Source organism: Idiomarina sp. 29L, assembly GCF_004123135.1.
In the GTDB taxonomy this organism is placed as follows: Bacteria; Pseudomonadota; Gammaproteobacteria; order Enterobacterales; family Alteromonadaceae; genus Idiomarina.
Window position 1 is genome coordinate 533839 of the sequence record NZ_SDJS01000002.1, and the last position, 16489, is coordinate 550327.

15 protein-coding genes are annotated in these 16489 nt (G+C 48.3%); 8 read left to right on the forward strand and 7 right to left on the reverse strand.

Going from position 1 to position 16489, the window contains the following annotated elements:
* Positions 1-59: 59 nt before the first annotated feature.
* A complete protein-coding gene (locus EST55_RS06230) occupies positions 60-599 on the reverse strand; it encodes a hemerythrin domain-containing protein (RefSeq protein ID WP_100690973.1) in 540 nt (179 codons plus the stop codon).
* 183 nt (positions 600-782) lie between these two features.
* Here EST55_RS06230 and norR point away from each other — a divergent pair, with 183 nt between their 5' ends.
* The 3 genes from norR to moeB are packed head-to-tail and all read left to right on the forward strand — an operon-like array spanning position 783 to position 3474.
* A complete protein-coding gene (gene norR / locus EST55_RS06235) occupies positions 783-2318 on the forward strand; it encodes a nitric oxide reductase transcriptional regulator NorR (protein WP_100690974.1) in 1536 nt (511 codons plus the stop codon).
* Complete coding sequence (locus EST55_RS06240; protein ID WP_129496851.1) at positions 2318-2722, forward strand: YbaN family protein; 405 nt, start codon at positions 2318-2320, stop codon at positions 2720-2722. Before norR ends, EST55_RS06240 begins: the two co-directional genes overlap by 1 nt.
* Positions 2719-3474 carry a molybdopterin-synthase adenylyltransferase MoeB gene (gene moeB, locus EST55_RS06245; protein WP_129496852.1) on the forward strand — a complete coding sequence of 252 codons (756 nt, stop codon included), beginning with the start codon at positions 2719-2721 and terminating at the stop codon, positions 3472-3474. The genes EST55_RS06240 and moeB overlap by 4 nt, the downstream gene beginning before the upstream one ends.
* Here moeB and EST55_RS06250 read toward each other — a convergent pair.
* Positions 3471-4673 carry an NnrS family protein gene (locus EST55_RS06250; protein ID WP_129497018.1) on the reverse strand — a complete coding sequence of 401 codons (1203 nt, stop codon included), beginning with the start codon at positions 4671-4673 and terminating at the stop codon, positions 3471-3473. The genes moeB and EST55_RS06250 overlap by 4 nt on opposite strands.
* A gap of 310 nt (positions 4674-4983) precedes the next feature.
* Between EST55_RS06250 and EST55_RS06255 the strand changes: the two genes are divergently transcribed.
* Both EST55_RS06255 and EST55_RS06260 read left to right on the forward strand, forming a co-directional pair.
* On the forward strand, positions 4984-7653 hold the full coding sequence (locus EST55_RS06255) for an MFS transporter (protein ID WP_129496853.1): 2670 nt from the start codon (positions 4984-4986) through the stop codon (positions 7651-7653).
* Between the two features lie 27 nt (positions 7654-7680).
* Positions 7681-8712 carry a tellurite resistance/C4-dicarboxylate transporter family protein gene (locus EST55_RS06260; RefSeq protein WP_129496854.1) on the forward strand — a complete coding sequence of 344 codons (1032 nt, stop codon included), beginning with the start codon at positions 7681-7683 and terminating at the stop codon, positions 8710-8712.
* Here the strand turns inward: EST55_RS06260 and mog are convergent, their stop codons facing one another.
* From mog to EST55_RS06275, 3 genes are read right to left on the reverse strand one after another with little or no spacing between them, the layout of a single operon-like run.
* Positions 8713-9252 (reverse strand): molybdopterin adenylyltransferase, encoded by a 540-nt coding sequence (mog, locus tag EST55_RS06265; protein WP_129496855.1) that lies wholly within the window; start codon positions 9250-9252, stop codon positions 8713-8715. It lies immediately after the preceding gene.
* 31 nt (positions 9253-9283) lie between these two features.
* The gene (locus tag EST55_RS06270; RefSeq protein WP_129496856.1) at positions 9284-10156 is read right to left on the reverse strand and encodes a U32 family peptidase; all 873 of its coding nucleotides are present in this window, start codon (positions 10154-10156) and stop codon (positions 9284-9286) included.
* A 4-nt stretch (positions 10157-10160) separates the two neighbouring features.
* Positions 10161-11153 (reverse strand): peptidase U32 family protein, encoded by a 993-nt coding sequence (locus tag EST55_RS06275; protein WP_100690982.1) that lies wholly within the window; start codon positions 11151-11153, stop codon positions 10161-10163.
* A 93-nt stretch (positions 11154-11246) separates the two neighbouring features.
* Between EST55_RS06275 and EST55_RS06280 the strand changes: the two genes are divergently transcribed.
* The 3 genes from EST55_RS06280 to EST55_RS06290 all read left to right on the forward strand — a co-directional run bounded on the left by EST55_RS06280 (position 11247) and on the right by EST55_RS06290 (position 14465).
* Complete coding sequence (locus EST55_RS06280; protein WP_129496857.1) at positions 11247-11744, forward strand: SCP2 sterol-binding domain-containing protein; 498 nt, start codon at positions 11247-11249, stop codon at positions 11742-11744.
* A gap of 33 nt (positions 11745-11777) precedes the next feature.
* A complete protein-coding gene (hemN, locus tag EST55_RS06285; protein ID WP_129496858.1) occupies positions 11778-13139 on the forward strand; it encodes an oxygen-independent coproporphyrinogen III oxidase in 1362 nt (453 codons plus the stop codon).
* Between the two features lie 186 nt (positions 13140-13325).
* Positions 13326-14465: a cytochrome P450 gene (locus EST55_RS06290; protein WP_129496859.1), complete on the forward strand. Its 1140-nt coding sequence runs from the start codon at positions 13326-13328 to the stop codon at positions 14463-14465.
* Positions 14466-14607: 142 nt separating this feature from the next.
* Here EST55_RS06290 and nhaD read toward each other — a convergent pair whose 3' ends face one another.
* Both nhaD and EST55_RS06300 read right to left on the reverse strand, forming a co-directional pair.
* A complete protein-coding gene (gene nhaD, locus EST55_RS06295; protein WP_129496860.1) occupies positions 14608-16041 on the reverse strand; it encodes a sodium:proton antiporter NhaD in 1434 nt (477 codons plus the stop codon).
* Between the two features lie 29 nt (positions 16042-16070).
* Positions 16071-16475, reverse strand: coding sequence for a ribonucleotide reductase subunit alpha (locus EST55_RS06300; RefSeq protein ID WP_129496861.1), 405 nt, complete (start codon positions 16473-16475; stop codon positions 16071-16073).
* Positions 16476-16489 lie beyond the last annotated feature (14 nt).

A 16489-nucleotide genomic window follows, 5' to 3' on the forward strand; every position in this document is an offset into this window, starting at 1 on the left:
GTAAAAGCTTGAGCACGGGAAGTGAAGCGCAATTTAGAAATGTATGACCTAATCCGCAGTTACTGACACGACCCACAACAAAAGTCTTTACCGTGCTCTGGCGTTGCTGCCTGCTTTTCAACGAAAAGTACGTTATTTTCCAGATGAATGTGTTCGCGCAAATCGTCCTGTAGCTCTTTTAAGCCCTTGTACAAAGCTGTCCAGGTGCCGCAGGCGCCTTCTGGCAGGGTCAAATTGTTGGTTAGCTCATCAATTTTCGCCAATTCCGTTTCGTGCTGCACGTGTTCTTCTTCCATCACTGAAATTGGGCCACTTGGATACACACCGCGCGACAGCATTGGGAAAAGAATTTGCTCTTCTTTCATCATATGGCTCTCCAATTCCTGTAACATAGCGTCCAGGTGCTCGGCTAAGCCGTGTGGTGCGAGTTCATGGTCACCATGTACGTCTTCTACTTTCATTGCCAGCTGCTTAAGCTCTGGTAATTGCTCGCGATGGCGTTGATGAAAACGTAAATAGACGTGCTCGACCAATTCCTGAGCCGTAGCTTGCTGCCATTTTGCTTCGCTGTCCGTCAAACGTTGTTGTAAATCACTCATGCTAAACTCCTTAACTAAATCCGTAACTCCAGGAACCATTCCCGAAAAAAACATGAATTACTGATTAGAATTGCAACAAGTGCGCCAACTTCTACCCCATTGTGATTATTGACTCTCAGAGCACCAACGGTACTATCAACCCTAGCCATTAGGGTAGTTTTTACCGAGACAGTGAATTTAACCATGCTACAAGAAAGTGTTTTAGCCGACTTACTAACAGAGCAGCCAGCGGCTGTACGACTACAAAACCTGGTCAGTACGTTGCGACGCCATTTTAACTGTGGTGCAGTTGCATTGCTGAAGCTGGATAACGAAGTGCTGCAACCCATTGCGGTACAAGGGCTCGTGCGCGAAGCCTTGGGTCGGCGGTTTGTATTGGCACAACATCCGCGTTTAGCAACGCTACTGTCGTCACGTTCAGCCGTACGCTTCGAACACGACTCAGCCCTGCCCGACCCTTACGACGGTTTACTGGCCGACCAACCAGGCGACGCACTTCCGGTGCACGACTGCATGGGTATTAGTTTGTATTTGGAGAGCAAATGCTGGGGCGTACTGACACTCGACGCATTAGAGCCCGGAACATTCACTGACGACTCCATTATTGAATTACAAAAATTCAGCTTATTTGTAGAAACCGCCATTCGCATTGGCCAGTTAGAGCAGAACGTTCGCGCACTGCGACAAGGGCAAAAACACTCGGTTGAACACAGCAGTACAACCGACGCCAATGAGTCAGAAATTATTGGTGAAAGCAAAGCCATTCATGCGGTATTAAAGGAGCTTCGGGTTGTCGCCGGTGCCGATTTGCCCGTATTGCTATTGGGCGAAACCGGGGTCGGTAAAGAGCTTTTCGCGCGGGAATTACACCGACTGTCGCAACGCAGCGACAAGCCGCTGATATACGTAAACTGCGCAGCACTACCCGAGTCCTTAGCGGAAAGTGAGTTATTTGGGCATGTAAAAGGCGCTTTCTCGGGCGCAACCAGTGACCGCTCCGGCCGCTTCGATGCAGCCAATGGCGGTACCCTGTTTTTAGATGAGGTGGGTGAATTACCGCTATCTATACAGGCGAAACTGCTGCGCGTGCTGCAAAACGGTGAAATTCAACGCCTCGGCTCCGACAAATACCGCAAAGTCGATGTACGTATTATTGCGGCGACCAACCGGAACCTGAAGCAGCAAGTCAGTAACGAAACCTTCCGCGCCGACTTGTACCATCGTTTGTCCGTTTACCCTCTGCCAATACCACCCTTACGTGAACGTGACGACGACGTTTCCATTCTTGCCGGACACTTTTTAGAACTGAACCGGGCGCGTTTAGGCCTACGCGCAATTCGCTTGTCGCCGGAAGCTGAGCTGGCTATTCAACAGTATCAATGGCCGGGCAATGTGCGTGAGCTGGAGCACGTTATTAGTCGGGCCGCCATTAAGCTTCTGAGTCACGGCATCGACAAAAACGACATAGCCAGTATTGAGCCCGAAATGCTCGACTTAGATGTACAATTGCCCTCTATGGCGGACTCAGGTACGCAGAGCAATGATGCGAATCTACCAACGCAAAATTTGTCGATGAAAGAAGCAGTAAACTATACGCAACGCAAAATGATAGAAGCCGCACTTGCGCGTAACGATGACAGTTGGAGTAAAGCCGCTAAAGAGCTGAAGCTCGATTCCAGTAACTTACATAAAATGGCTGCCCGGCTAGGAATGAAGTAATGACCCGAGAGCTTTTAATGAAAATACTGTGGCGATCGCTGGCCGCTTTCTTTGTTTTGCTGGGACTTATTGGCATTGCGCTACCAGTTATGCCCACCGTACCGTTTCTTATTGCGGCGTTATGGGCTGCCAGTAAAGGCTGGCCCCGCTTAGAAACCTGGCTGGTCAACCACCCAAAGTACGGACCTGATATTCGCGCCTGGCGCGACAACCGAGTGGTAAAACGCCGTTCTAAAGTCATTGCACTAGTGATGATGGCCGGTGGTTACGTCATTTTATGGCTGTTCGTACCACAAGTGCCCGTTTGGCTGAAAATAACTGTTGGGGTGGTATTGGTCACCGTGGGTGCCTGGTTAGCCAGTCGCCCTGAATCCGTGCCTGTACCACCGGAGGAGTCATTATGAATAAGACCCTGTCCACTGAGCAGATGATGCGCTACAACCGTCATATTGCGCTGCCGGCAATGGATATCGATGGCCAGGAAAATTTACTTAACAGCCATATTCTGATTATTGGCATGGGCGGCCTTGGCTGTGCTGTGGCGCCCTATTTGACGGCCGCCGGTATTGGCGAACTGACATTGGTCGATGACGATACCATTGACCGTCATAACCTTCAGCGTCAGGTACTATTTTCAGAGCACAGTGTCGGTGAACCAAAAGTCGAAGCAGCTAAGCGTCGGCTAGCCGAGCTTAACAACGAAACCGTCATTCATACGGTAAACGCCAAAGTAGATGAATCTGCGTTGAATCCGTTGGTAAAAGGCGCGACCCTGGTGGTCGATTGCTGCGACAACCTGGCAACACGCAACGCTGTGAATAAAACCTGCCTGCAACACAAAACGCCTTTAGTATCCGGCTCTGCCATTCGCTTTGAAGGGCAAATGGCAAGCTTCTCTATGCAGAATGACAGCGCGTGTTATGGGTGCTTAAGTCAGTTTTTTGGCGAGCAGCAACTTAGCTGCACCGAAGCCGGGGTGTTGTCGCCGTTGGTAGGTGTCATTGGCACAATGCAAGCCGTAGAAGCCATAAAAATAGCGGCCAACATCGGTCAGCCGCTTTATTCTTCATTATTACTGTTTGACGCATTGCACAGCGACTGGCAGCGGATGAATTTGCAAAAGCACCCTCACTGCCCCCACTGCTCTAAAGCTTAGCCCGGGTTACCGTCTGCTCGCGGCGTGGTCAGTACTTTGAAGTAAACGACCACGTAAATGCCGTACGCAATAGCCCAGGCTAACGTGCTCAGCATTAACCACTGACTGGTCAACTCTGGTATAAACCAGATAAGAAAAACACGCGTTACTGCCGCAATAGCCACCAATAGGAATGCACCCCACATTATCGGTTTAGGCTGAAGCGGACGCCCACTATGGCCTAACGATACGCGAGCTATCATGCTTAGAATCATGTTACCCATAGCGCCAGCGGTCAGTGCGTGCATGGCCAGGCTTTGCGTAATTTCAATACCCGCATAGCGCAGCGCAAACAGCGCTAAACCGATCGGAATGAACCAGTACGCAATGTGCAGCGACCACAACAGCGGCACTCGCCAGGTTATCCAAATTTTCCAGCGCGCAACGCGGACAGCTGTTGTGATGGCACAAAAGGCGAACAACACAACCATTACCTGACTCGGCAACAGCGTATGTAGGTTGAGAAAGTGCACCGTAAATATCAGCCATAAGCTGCCCAGCGCCATTTTATCCAGCCAGGGCAATGCCTGAGCTTTCTTTGTCATGGTGCCGTTGGCTGTAAACATTGGCAAAACACGCCCGCCGATAATGGCCATTAGAAGTGTCACCAAAAAAACAGCGTTGTAAGCGCCGAGCACCTGAATATTGTAGTGTCCAAAATGCAAGCCATAGTGCATCAGCAAGTTGCACACTGTTAGTAACAAAAGAATAGGGACAAAAAACAGGTTTCTGGTTTGGTTAACTTTCAGCACCATCTTGCCGAACAGGAAAGCGGCAACGGGTAAAACACTAACGTCCACGGCCGCGACTAACCACCAGGGTAGGTTTTCTCCAAACAGCAACAATAGCCGTGCGGCGCTCCATAGCACCGTCAGTACCAGCAAAGTATTACCATGCGGTGCACGAAGCCCCGTCCAGTTCTGCACTGCTGTAAGTAAAAAGCCCAGCACAATGGCAATCACAAAACCGAAAATCATTTCATGGCTGTGCCAGAACATAATATTGCCGTACACCGGCAGGCTCACTTTCCCCGACAGCGCAAAGCCCCAAAGCAGAATTGCCAAAGCACTGAATAGTGCGCCCAGCAAGAACAGAGGACGAAAGGCTTGTCTGAGTATCGGTGTTATTTGATCTTCTTTTTCTCGGTTTGTGATCTGCATCATGGTCACCTGAACACTTTAAAGATACATTTATAATATATGTTTTGAACTTGAAAAAATAGCGTTTTACCGCCGAAAATAAGTTAGTACCCCTTAGTTGATTCAGCCCTTTCTCGTACTCGTTAAACTACCTCTAAAGGGGTAGTTAACTGCTGAAAAACAACCGTTCTGTCTTGATTTTGTTATGCCTACTTTGGGGTAGCTTTAACTTATCTATACTGTTTGTAGCTATTTGATACTAAAGCATTTTATCGAACTTCACAGTAAAGTTTAGGTATCTGACTTAAACGGATCTAACTGGAGGTCTTCGATGAACCAACCCCTGTCAGCAACAGGTGGTCAACGCAACTATGCGCTGGCGTTATCCACACTCGCGTTTACTCTTTGTTTTGCGGTTTGGACCATCTTTTCAATTATCGGTATTCAGATTAAGGAAGATTTTAATCTGACCGATACTCAACTCGGTTTGCTCATGGCAACCCCGGTACTGACCGGCTCTATCAGCCGTATGTTCTTGGGTATATGGACGGACCGTCTTGGTGGTCGGAAAGTCTTTGCCATTTTAATGCTGTTAACCTCAGCTTGTGTTTACTTGCTGACCTTCGCTAACAGCTACATTATGTTGCTGATTGCGGCACTCGGTGTCGGTCTAGCCGGCGGCTCGTTTATCGTGGGTGTAACCTACACCGCGGCCTGGTTTAACGATGCCAAAGAGAAGCAAGGCACCGCGCTGGGCATCTTCGGCGCTGGTAACGTGGGTTCTGCGGTAACCAACTTCGGTGCACCGTTTTTACTTATCGCTCTCGGCTGGCAAGGTACCGCACAAATTTATGCGACCGTATTGGCCATTGCCGGTGTCGCCTTCTTCGTGCTTGCCAAAGAAGACCCGCTTAAAAACGACCGTGCAGAAAAGCAGCAACAAGGCTTCTGGGAGCAGTTGTCGCCGTTAAGTGACCTCCGTGTATGGCGCTTCTCACTGTACTACTTCTTTGTCTTCGGCGCGTTTGTCGCATTGGCTCTTTGGCTACCGCACTATCTTATTGGAGTGTACGAGCTGGACGTAAAAACTGCCGGTATGATTGCCGCGCTGTATACGATTCCTGCCTCTTTATTCCGTATTTTGGGCGGTTGGATGTCTGACAAATACGGTGCGCGTCGAGTCATGTACTGGACCTTTATTGCCTCCATTATTTGTACATTCCTGCTGAGCTACCCCAGCACTGAGTACGCAGTTAAAGGCATCGACCAGACTTACAATTTCCAGTTTGAAATTACCTTAGTCGGTTTTGTGTTTTTAACCTTCGTGCTTGGCTTCTTTATGTCACTGGGTAAAGCGGCGGTGTTTAAGCACATTCCGGTTTACTATCCGAAAAGCGTCGGCGCGGTCGGTGGTGTTGTTGGTATGATTGGTGGCCTTGGCGGCTTCTTGCTACCACTGACCTTCGGTATGCTCAACGACGTTATTGGCGTATGGCAAAGCAGCTTTATGTTGCTGTTTGTTATTGCGACCGTCTCGCTACTCTGGATGAATGCCGCCATTGTTAAAGCGGAACGCGTCGAATACAAAGAAGACCGCGAAGAAGGCGATCTGCCAGAGCTTTCCACGCCAAATTCAATGGTGCTGGACGACTGGCGTCCGGAAGATAAAACATTCTGGGAAGAAAAAGGTAAACGCATTGCCAGCCGTAACCTGTGGATTTCCATACCCAACCTGTTCTTGGCATTCGCAGTCTGGACCATCTGGAGTATTTTGGTGGTTAAAATGCCTGCGCTGGGCTTCCCGTACAGTCAAAACGAACTGTTCTGGTTAGCCGCGCTGCCCGCGCTTTCCGGTGCGACACTACGAGTATTCTATAGCTTCATGGTGCCCATATTCGGCGGGCGACGCTGGACAGCGATATCCACCGCGTCTTTATTGCTACCATGTATTTGGATTGGCTTTGCTGTTCAAGACACCAATACTCCGTACATGATTATGCTGATTTTGGCATTGTTGTGTGGCTTTGGTGGCGGTAACTTCTCGTCCAGTATGTCGAACATCAGCTTTTTCTATCCACAAAAAGAAAAAGGCGGTGCATTAGGCATGAACGCCGGCCTGGGTAACCTGGGTGTATCCGGTATGCAATTACTGGCACCATTAGTTATCGCTGCGAGCGTATTTGGCGGTATTGAAGGCGACCCACTGGTCATTCAGGAAGGCGCTAATGCTGGTCAGGAAATCTGGCTGCAAAACGCAGCTTTCTTATGGGTGCCTTTGATCATTATCGGTTCTGTTGCGGCCTGGTTCGGCATGAACGACATTTCATCCGCCAAAGCCTCATTCAGTGACCAAGCGGTTATCTTTAAACGCACCCACAACTGGATTATGTGTATTCTGTATTTGGGTACTTTCGGCAGCTTTATCGGCTTTGCCGCCGGCTTCCCGTTGCTCTCAGGTATGCTGTTCCCGGAAGTCGACCCAACCGCTTACGCCTTTCTCGGGCCATTAGTAGGCGCATTAGCAAGGCCGTTAGGCGGCATCGTTGCCGACAAGCTCGGGGGCGCTCGCGTTACCTTCTGGAATTTCCTGTTAATGATTGCAGGTGTGGTCGGCGTCATGTACTTCCTGCCAATAGCGGGTACGGAAGGTAATTTCTGGGGCTTCTTCGCCGCCTTTATGGTGTTATTCATTGCCACAGGTATTGGTAATGGTTCGACATTCCGTATGGTGCCGGTTATCTTCCTGAACCAGCGTAAACGTGAACTGGGTGATACTGATGAAGCTATAAAAGAAGGCAACAAAGAGTCCGCAGCAGTCATCGGCTTTATCTCAGCCATTGCGGCTTACGGCGGCTTCTTTATCCCGAAAGCTTACGGTACGTCCATTAGCTTAACCGGCGGAGTATCTGCCGCTTTAGTGAGCTTTATCATCTTTTACGCAATATGTGGTGTGATAACTTGGTGGTTCTACTCTCGTAAGAATGCACCTGATCCTTGCTAATTTAAGCAAGGGTCAGGCGGAGACGTTATGAGCCTACTCGATAAAGCAAAAAACCTGTCACCAGCCTACTTTGGGCTGGTGATGGCCACAGGAATCATTGCCATTGCTGCACACCAGCAGCAATGGCCTTTTATTGCAAAAGTCCTATTCATTATTTCCACACTTGGCTGGATTGTTCTAACGTTTCTTTACAGTTATCGAGCCATACGCTTCAGCCAGAACTTTTTCTCAGATTTAGTCAGTCACAACAAAGGGCCGGCGTTTTTCACCGCAGTTGCAGGAACCACCTTGATCGGCAGTCAGTTACTCATTCTTTATGACAATTACTGGCTAGCTTTTAGCGCCTGGGTAATCGCATTACTGCTCTGGATTATTCTAACCTATACAGTTTTTACCGCATTGACGATTCGCCGTAACAAACCGTCACTAGACAAAGGCATTAGCGGCGCTTGGTTATTGGCTGTTGTTGCAACGCAAGCGGTGGCGGTACTCAGCGCTTATTTAGCCACACAAACGTCCCAGCCCTGGAAGCTCGAGCTTAACTTTTTGGCGCTATCGATGTGGCTATGGGGTGGGATGCTGTACATCTGGATGATGTCGCTCATTTTTTACCGCTATACATTTTTCCAGTTTGCGCCCAGCGATCTCGCACCGCCGTACTGGATCAACATGGGTGCCATGGCAATTTCTACGTTGGCAGGCTCGCTACTGATAATTAACTCTCCTAAAGCCCCCTTTTTAGAAAGCCTGACCCCCTTCATTAAGGGCTTTACTATTTTCTATTGGGCTACGGGTAGCTGGTGGATACCCATGCTGGTTATTTTGGGTGTGTGGCGACATGTTGTTCGGCGTTTTCCTTTTGCCTATGATCCGCTTTACTGGGGAGCAGTGTTCCCGTTAGGCATGTACTCTGCGTGCACTTACGTGATGTTAGACGCTATGCAGTTTTCATTTTTAGACACTCTGCCAACAGCCTTCTTCTATATTGCTTTATGTGCTTGGACTATTACTTTTATTGGCTTATGCCGAAGCCTGTTACGGCTCCGGCAGAAACAGTAGCTACTTGCTTTTAGGACGGAAAGGTTTAATAACCGCTTCATCACACTCCAAATAAGGGCCTTCCATAAGGTCAATGCAATAAGGCACTGCCGGGAATACCGCGTCTAAGCACTGACGAATAGCTTTCGGCTTACCCGGTAAATTAATAATAAGTGAAGAGCCTCTTAAGCCCGCCGTTTGGCGTGAGAGAATGGCAGTTGGTACATATTTTAAAGACTCTTGTCGCATGAGCTCGCCAAAACCTGGCATCATCCGGTCACAAACCGCTTCAGTGGCTTCTGGCGTCACGTCTCGCTTCGCCGGACCGGTGCCACCGGTGGTTACCACCAGGCAACAACCCTCTTTATCGACCAAGTCTCTTATGGTCTCTTCAATAACTGATTGTTCATCTTCAATAACCCGGTACACCGGCTGCCACGAAGATGTTAAATAGTCATTTAATGTCTCTTCAATAGCCGGGCCTGAGATATCCTCATATTGACCCCGACTGGCACGATCACTGACCGTAATAACACCAATATGTGCAATATTGTCTGACATAACTGCCCTTTTGTTTCTTAATTTCGTGTATTTATGCTGTCGCTAACCCGGCGAGTTGTAACCAGTAGCCATTACTTTCTTTGCTGCCAAGTTTTACAGGTTGCTCACCGTCGGTATTGTTACGGAAACGCTGAAGCCAGTCAAAAGTGCCTTGTGGTTGCGGACTAATACGGACGATATCCACTAACCCCTGCATACTCGGCAGTTGGTTTATCAGGTTATAACGAGTCCCCGATTGGGTTTGAATGCCGTTAAGTACAAACACTTGCTGTCCTTCCTGGCTTTTCACTTCACGACCTTCAGGGTACTTAATGCAGCACAGCTCACACTGATCTTTCGGGCGGTTTTCAGAGCGCGCGGTAAAACAGCGACCCGACCAGGCTAGCGGCATGTGCCCAAACGAAAACACCTCAACATCAAAGCAGTCACGCACACTTTCAATCACCTTTTGCTGCAAAATATCCTGCAACCAGTCTCGCGACAGCTCAAAAGGTGCCACCCAACGGTTCATGCCCATATCAATTAAGCGACGCAGACTTTGGTGATTGTAGATGTTAATAGCCGGTCCGGCAGTGAAGTTCAAGCCTTGCTCCTGTAACAAGCCAATGGCGCTGACATCGTTGGCTTCAACATCAAATTCACCGTTGTCACAATATTTACCCAGCTCCCGCAACTCGGCTGGGGCTTCCAGCAACGTCATGGTTGATAGCGTTACTTTCTTACCGGCTTCTCTGAGCATGTGCGCAATTTGAAGGTAGTCGTCGAGTTTAAGCTCTCGCCGTTTACTGCATACGGTTTCACCTAAGTAAACATGTTCAACGTCAGAATCAGCAGCTTCGCGATAAAAGTCCATGACTTGTTGTTTTGGCCAAAAGTAAAGAATGGGCCCTAAAGAAAATTTCATATCATTACTTCCATTTCCGATGATACGCACCAAGCGTGGTTTGACTGCCTTCTGAGAGCGATGCAAGAACCGAGTTCCAGTTGTCAGCGACCTCAAACCCATCGGGGTCGGCCATTACCGCGTCTATCGCCTGGCGCCAGACTCGGGTAATTTGTGAGACATAGGCTGGGCTACGTTGACGACCTTCTATTTTGAGCGAGGCAATGCCCTCTTTGTGCAGCTGCGGTAGCAAGCTTAAGGTATTTAAGCTGGTGGGCTCTTCCAGAACGTTATAAACCTCGTCATCAACCGAAAAGCGTCCTTTACACAGAGTGGGATATCCTGCTTTTTCATTTTCATCAAAACGGTCTATCAGCACGCCGTTTAACCGTGACTCCAGTTTGTTGTCTTGCTCGTCCCACTCAACAAAGGCTGCTGGCGAGCAGGCACCTGCCGTGTTAGGCGATTCGCCGGTTAAATAGGAGCTTAAATAGCAGCGGCCTTCCGCCATAATGCACAAGCTGCCGAAGGCAAAAACTTCCAACTCAACATCGGTCGTACGGGCTAATGCGCGAACTTGCTGCATCGACAGTACACGCGGCAGTACCACGCGCTTCACACCGTATTGCTGATAAAAGCGAATTGCCCCGGCATTGGTCGCCGACGCCTGCACCGATAAGTGCGTTTCTACTTTCGGGTAACGCTCAGCGGCATAAGCCAACACCGCCAGATCGGCAATAATCAGTACGTCCGCGCCGGCCAGAACCGCATCATCGACCGCCTGGCGCCACTTCTCCCAGCTATTGGCATGCGCGAAAGTGTTAATAGCAACATGCAGCTTTTTGCCATGCCGGTGCACATAATCAGCCGCTTCTGACAGCTTCATTTGGTCCAGATTAAGACCCGCAAAGTGTCTTGCGTTGGTCTCATCTTTCAAGCCAACGTAAACCGCATCGGCACCATTTTCGATAGCCGCTTTTAATGCCGGAATACTTCCGGCCGGACAAAGCAATTCCATTTAAACCTCTATTTAATTGTTTTGTGGCGCGCAATTTGTTTATTTATTATAGTGCTGACAATATTTATTTTGTTATTTCATGCGGGGTTAATAATGAATACCACCAAATGGGTAGATGCCATACCTAAAATAATTCAACCAATTAAAAAGTTAATTCCAGAACCTGTTATCCATTTCAGCTCAGAAAGAATTTTAAACCAGTTATTTAAAGACGAAATAATAAACGGCGATCTTAGTTTTATCGCTGAAAGAATTATCGAAATTTATGTTAAAGATATTGATTTGTCTCTATTTTTAACGCTTGAAAATGGTAAATTGAAGTCATTGAAAAGCCCTCAAGAGCCTGACGTCACCTTATCAGCAACCGGCGACGCACTCATTTTATTGATCTACAGCAAGGTTGATCCTGACACGTTATTCTTCAACCGAAAGTTAATGGTGAAAGGAAATACCGAATTAGGGTTACATTTAAAAAACTTTTTAGACACTATTGAGGTAAATCAAAAGCTTCCAAAAGCCATTTATTTAATGGGTGACCGATTTAGTGATTTTATTTATAAAGAAAAAAGTGAAACAATACCTCTTAATTAATTAAGTTGTTTTGACGAACGTCAAGAGGTAGTTATGAGCACGGTCACTTGGGATAAAGAATTAATCGAAAAATACAATATTAATGGTCCGAGATACACATCGTATCCAACGGCATTAATGTTGTCTGAACAGTTTTCTCAAGATCGCATCGCCAATGCACTGAAAACCGCCGGCGATGAGCTGTGCTTATACCTGCATTTGCCGTTTTGTCATAAGCTCTGCTATTACTGCGGCTGCAACAAGGTCATTACCCGCCACCAGCATAAAGCGGACAAGTATCTAGACTACCTCGCACAAGAAATGGCGATGTATCAGCCATTAGTTAAAGACAAGAAAATTCGTCAAATTCACTTAGGCGGGGGAACGCCTACCTTTTTGACCGAGGAACAACTGACACGACTGATGGACTTGGTGCATCAGCACTTTACCTTTGTCGAAAACCCAGAAGTGAGCATTGAGATAGACCCGCGCAGCTGCAGCGATGAGAAACTACGTCACTTGCGCGATCTTGGCTTTAACCGTGTCAGTTATGGCGTACAGGACTTTGATAAAAAAGTGCAAATTGCCATTAACCGCGTGCAGGATGTCGACCTCATTGCACATCAACTTAAGCTGAGTAAAGAGCTGGGCTTTGACTCTATTAATCTCGACCTAATCTATGGTCTGCCTTATCAGCGTCCGGAAACCTTTAAGAAGTCGATAGAACAAGTCATTGAAATGGATCCCGATCGCATTTCCGTATTCAGCTACGCGCATTTACCACAACGGTTTGCCGGGCAGAAGAAAATACCAGAAGAGTCCATTCCACAACCGTCAGTCAAGTTGAGCTTGTTGGAGCAAGCCATCACTCAGCTCAACGACGCTGGCTATCAGTTCATTGGCATGGACCACTTTGCGAAAAAAGACGACGGCTTGGCTATTGCCCAACGCGAAGGTCGCTTACAACGTAACTTCCAGGGTTACACCACGGACGGTCAAGACGCATTACTGGGCTTAGGCGTGTCCTCTATTAGCCAGGTTAACGGTGTGCTATGGCAGCATGAAAAAGAGTTACCGGCTTACTACAAAATGATAGATAGCGGACAAAAGCCTATTGTAAAAGGCATGGCATTAACCGACGAAGACAAAGTGCGAGCAGCACTTATTTCACAAGTCATCTGTCACTTTGAGCTCGATATAGAAGCTTTTAAAGCACAGTGGAATATCGACGATTTCTGGGCGCACTTTGCTGAAGCGATACCGCTACTGAAGCCATTCATAGAAGACGGCTTGGTCGACGTATCCGACAAAAAACTCCGCGTCACAGAATTAGGCCGCCTCTGGGTTCGCAGCATTTGCGCTTGTTTCGACGAATATCTGGACCACGGCCAGAATCGCTACTCTAAAGTGGTTTAGCGGAAAGAGGTAAACCGGTCTTCATACGCTTGGGGAGAGCGTAAGAAAGACGCCGTGAACCCATCCATGGGGGCTTGGGTGGCGCCATCCTTGGCGCCACACACTTTCTTACGCTCTCCCCGGCGCATACTGCGACCGGTTTACCTCTTTTATCCTCGTATGGATGCTTATGAACTAGGAGGTTGTATGAAAGATTGTCATTGGGAGCCTTCCGAACAGCAGGATCAAATTGCGTCACTTGATGAGCTTCGGCAGAAGTGTCCTGTTGCCAAAAGCGAAATGCTTGGTCACGCAGTATTAACGCATAGCGATGTCCGCTCGGTTATCGAAGATCATGAAACGTTCAGCAATGCAGCAGGCTCCCACTTGTCGGTTCCAAACGGCATGGATCCGCCTGAGCATGGTATTTTCCGAGAGGTGATTGAGCCCTATTTTAAGGCTGATCGCTTACGGAATTTTGAGCCCACTTGTCGACAAATTGCTCAGGATATTATTGGCAGAATTACACCGAATACGGCATTGGATGTTGTCAGTAAAATCGCAAAGCCTTTTGCATTACATATTCAGTGCGCCTTTCTCGGTTGGCCAGAATCGCTAACAGATACACTAGGCGAATGGCTTGAAGCAAACCAGCAAGCCATTGTGAATAACGATAGAGCAACGTTAAAGCAAAAGGCGGATGAGTTTGAGGCATTGATTCATCAGCAGCTTGACGTTCGCAGACAATCAAACACAGCTAAAGACGACAATACATACCGCTTAATGCATGAAACAGTCACAGTGAATGGCGAAAAGCGATGCCTTCGCGACGAGGAAATTGTCAGCATTTTACGCAATTGGACCGCCGGCGAAGTGGGCACCATTGCTGCTGCGATTGGCAGTATTTTCTACTTCTTCGCAGAAAATCCACTTGTTGCAGAGCAAATACGCAACGGCGACTTAAGTACCGACGACGCCGTAGACGAAATACTGCGCATTGACCCTCCACTTATATCAAACCGCCGCCGCGCAACCAAAGACACTGAAATATCAGGCTGTCCCGTGAAACGGGGCGAAAAAGTGACAGTACTCTGGGCATCAGCCAATCGCGATGAGTCCGTATTCAGCAAAGCAGACACCTTTAGCCCTGAGCAAAACAAAGCCAACAACCTGCTTTACGGGCGTGGTATACACATTTGCCCCGGCGCACCGCTAGCCAGAATGGAACTTCGTATATTTACCGAAGAATTACTAAAACACTTCGAGGAGTTCGAGATAACCGACGAACCTAAGCGAGCCAATTACCCGTCCGGTGGGTTTCGCGACTTATTTATGAAGTTGGGCTGATAGGTAAAGTGCGCCTCAGGGCGGGACTTCTGTTATCAGAGAGTGTGTGGCGCCAAGGATGGCGCCACTCAAGCCTTACAGGGATGTACTTGCAGGCGTCTCTCTGATAACAGAAGTTCTGCCCTGAGAGAGCCGCTTCCGCCTAAATATGGAACGTTGCTTCGTTAAGCCACAGGTGCAGCAGTATGCTTGCTATGTAGCCTAGTGCAATGACGGGTGTCCACTTTAGGTGTGAGGCAAAAGTGTAGTAGCCGCGTGCCTGACCCATTAAGGCAACACCAGCAGCGGAGCCAATGGATAGCAAGCTACCACCGGTACCTGCGGTGAGGGTAATGAGCAGCCACTGTCCGTGTGACATGTCGGGTTCCATAGACAGCACCGCAAACATAACCGGGATGTTATCAATAAATGCGGATATCACGCCCAGGATACTGTTCGCCCAAGTGTGGCTCACACCGCCATATAATGATTCAGACAACAAGCTCAAGTAGCCCATAAAACCTAAACCACCTACGCACAGCACGATACCGTAGAAAAACAGCAAGGTATCCCATTCGGCTCGGGAGACACGGCTAAACACGTCAAAAGGCACAACGGATCCCAGCTGCTCTAAACGTTTCTGATCACCGGCGCGCTCAGCCATGGCGCGTTTACGCGCTAACGAGCCTGGTAAGGTCATACGCAGGAAGTAACCGAAGAACTGTAAGTAACCCAGACCCATCATCATGCCCAATACCGGCGGCAGATGTAGCCAAATATGACAGATAACGGCGGTTGCTACGGTCAGTAAAAATAATGAAGTAATGCGCAGTGCGCCACGCTTTAATTCAACTTCAGTATGCAGTGTGCTGGGTTTCTTGTTTTCAATAAAGAAGCTCATGATAAGCGCTGGTATTAAGTAGTTTGCTACTGACGGCAGGAATAACCGCAAAAATTCAGTAAACGTCACTTGCCCGGCTTGCCAAACCATCAGCGTGGTAATGTCACCAAAGGGACTAAAAGCACCACCGGCGTTGGCCGCAATAACAATACTGACACAGCACAGAGCAACAAATTTTTTGTCGTCTTGCGCCACTTTCATAACCACGGCACACATCAACAGTGCGGTTGTCAGGTTGTCAGCAACGGGTGAAATAAAGAAGGCTAGAATACCCGTTATCCAGAACAACTTGCGGTAACTAAAGCCTTTCTTCAAAAGCCAGGCGCGCAATGCGTCGAACAACCGTCGTTCTTCCATCGCGTTGATATAAGTCATTGCCACCAGCAAGAAAAGCATCAACTCGGCAAACTCTAACAAGTTATGTCGAAACGCCGATTCGGCTAACGCGGCATGCTCTCCGGTATAGACAACACCAATGAGAATCCAAATAACACCAGCGGCAACCAGCACCGGTTTGGACTTTCTCATGTGGAGCTTTTCTTCGCCCATCACCAAAATATATGCGAGAGCGAAAATAATCAGGGCGGCGTAGCCAACGGTGGAAGAGGTTAAATCGATACGGTCAGCAGAGGGCTCTGCTGCCAGCACTGATACCGAAAATAACAGGGAAATGACGGTAAACAGTAATTTTGTCATGGCGCTTTTTTAGCGCAAGTTATGCCGATTTACATAACTTGCACCAACTCTCCTTGTCGGTTAATGGTTAAAAAGTGTTTGATCATGCCAGCCTGGATTTGCTGGACCATCATTTCTAAGGGCTGTGAGGCTTCGTCACTGGAAATAGGATGTCCGCCACGACCATCCATTGCGCTTATAAAGGCAATGTCCCAATCAATGTCTGTGCGTTTCGATTCTTCGACAAGAACTTCGAAGTTCTCAACTTCTTCTGGCAACTTGTCGACACACAATACAGGCTCCAAGTTGCCACCGGCCTGTTGTTCAAACTGTTGTTGCTGAATTTGAGTGGGTTGCTCAGGTAGCTGAGCTTTGGCCAAAACAAACAGTAGCCTTTGCGGCTCAGGTTGTTGTTTTGCCATATTAATAAAGTCTTGATAACTGGTAATTTCCATGGTGTCACCGCGTA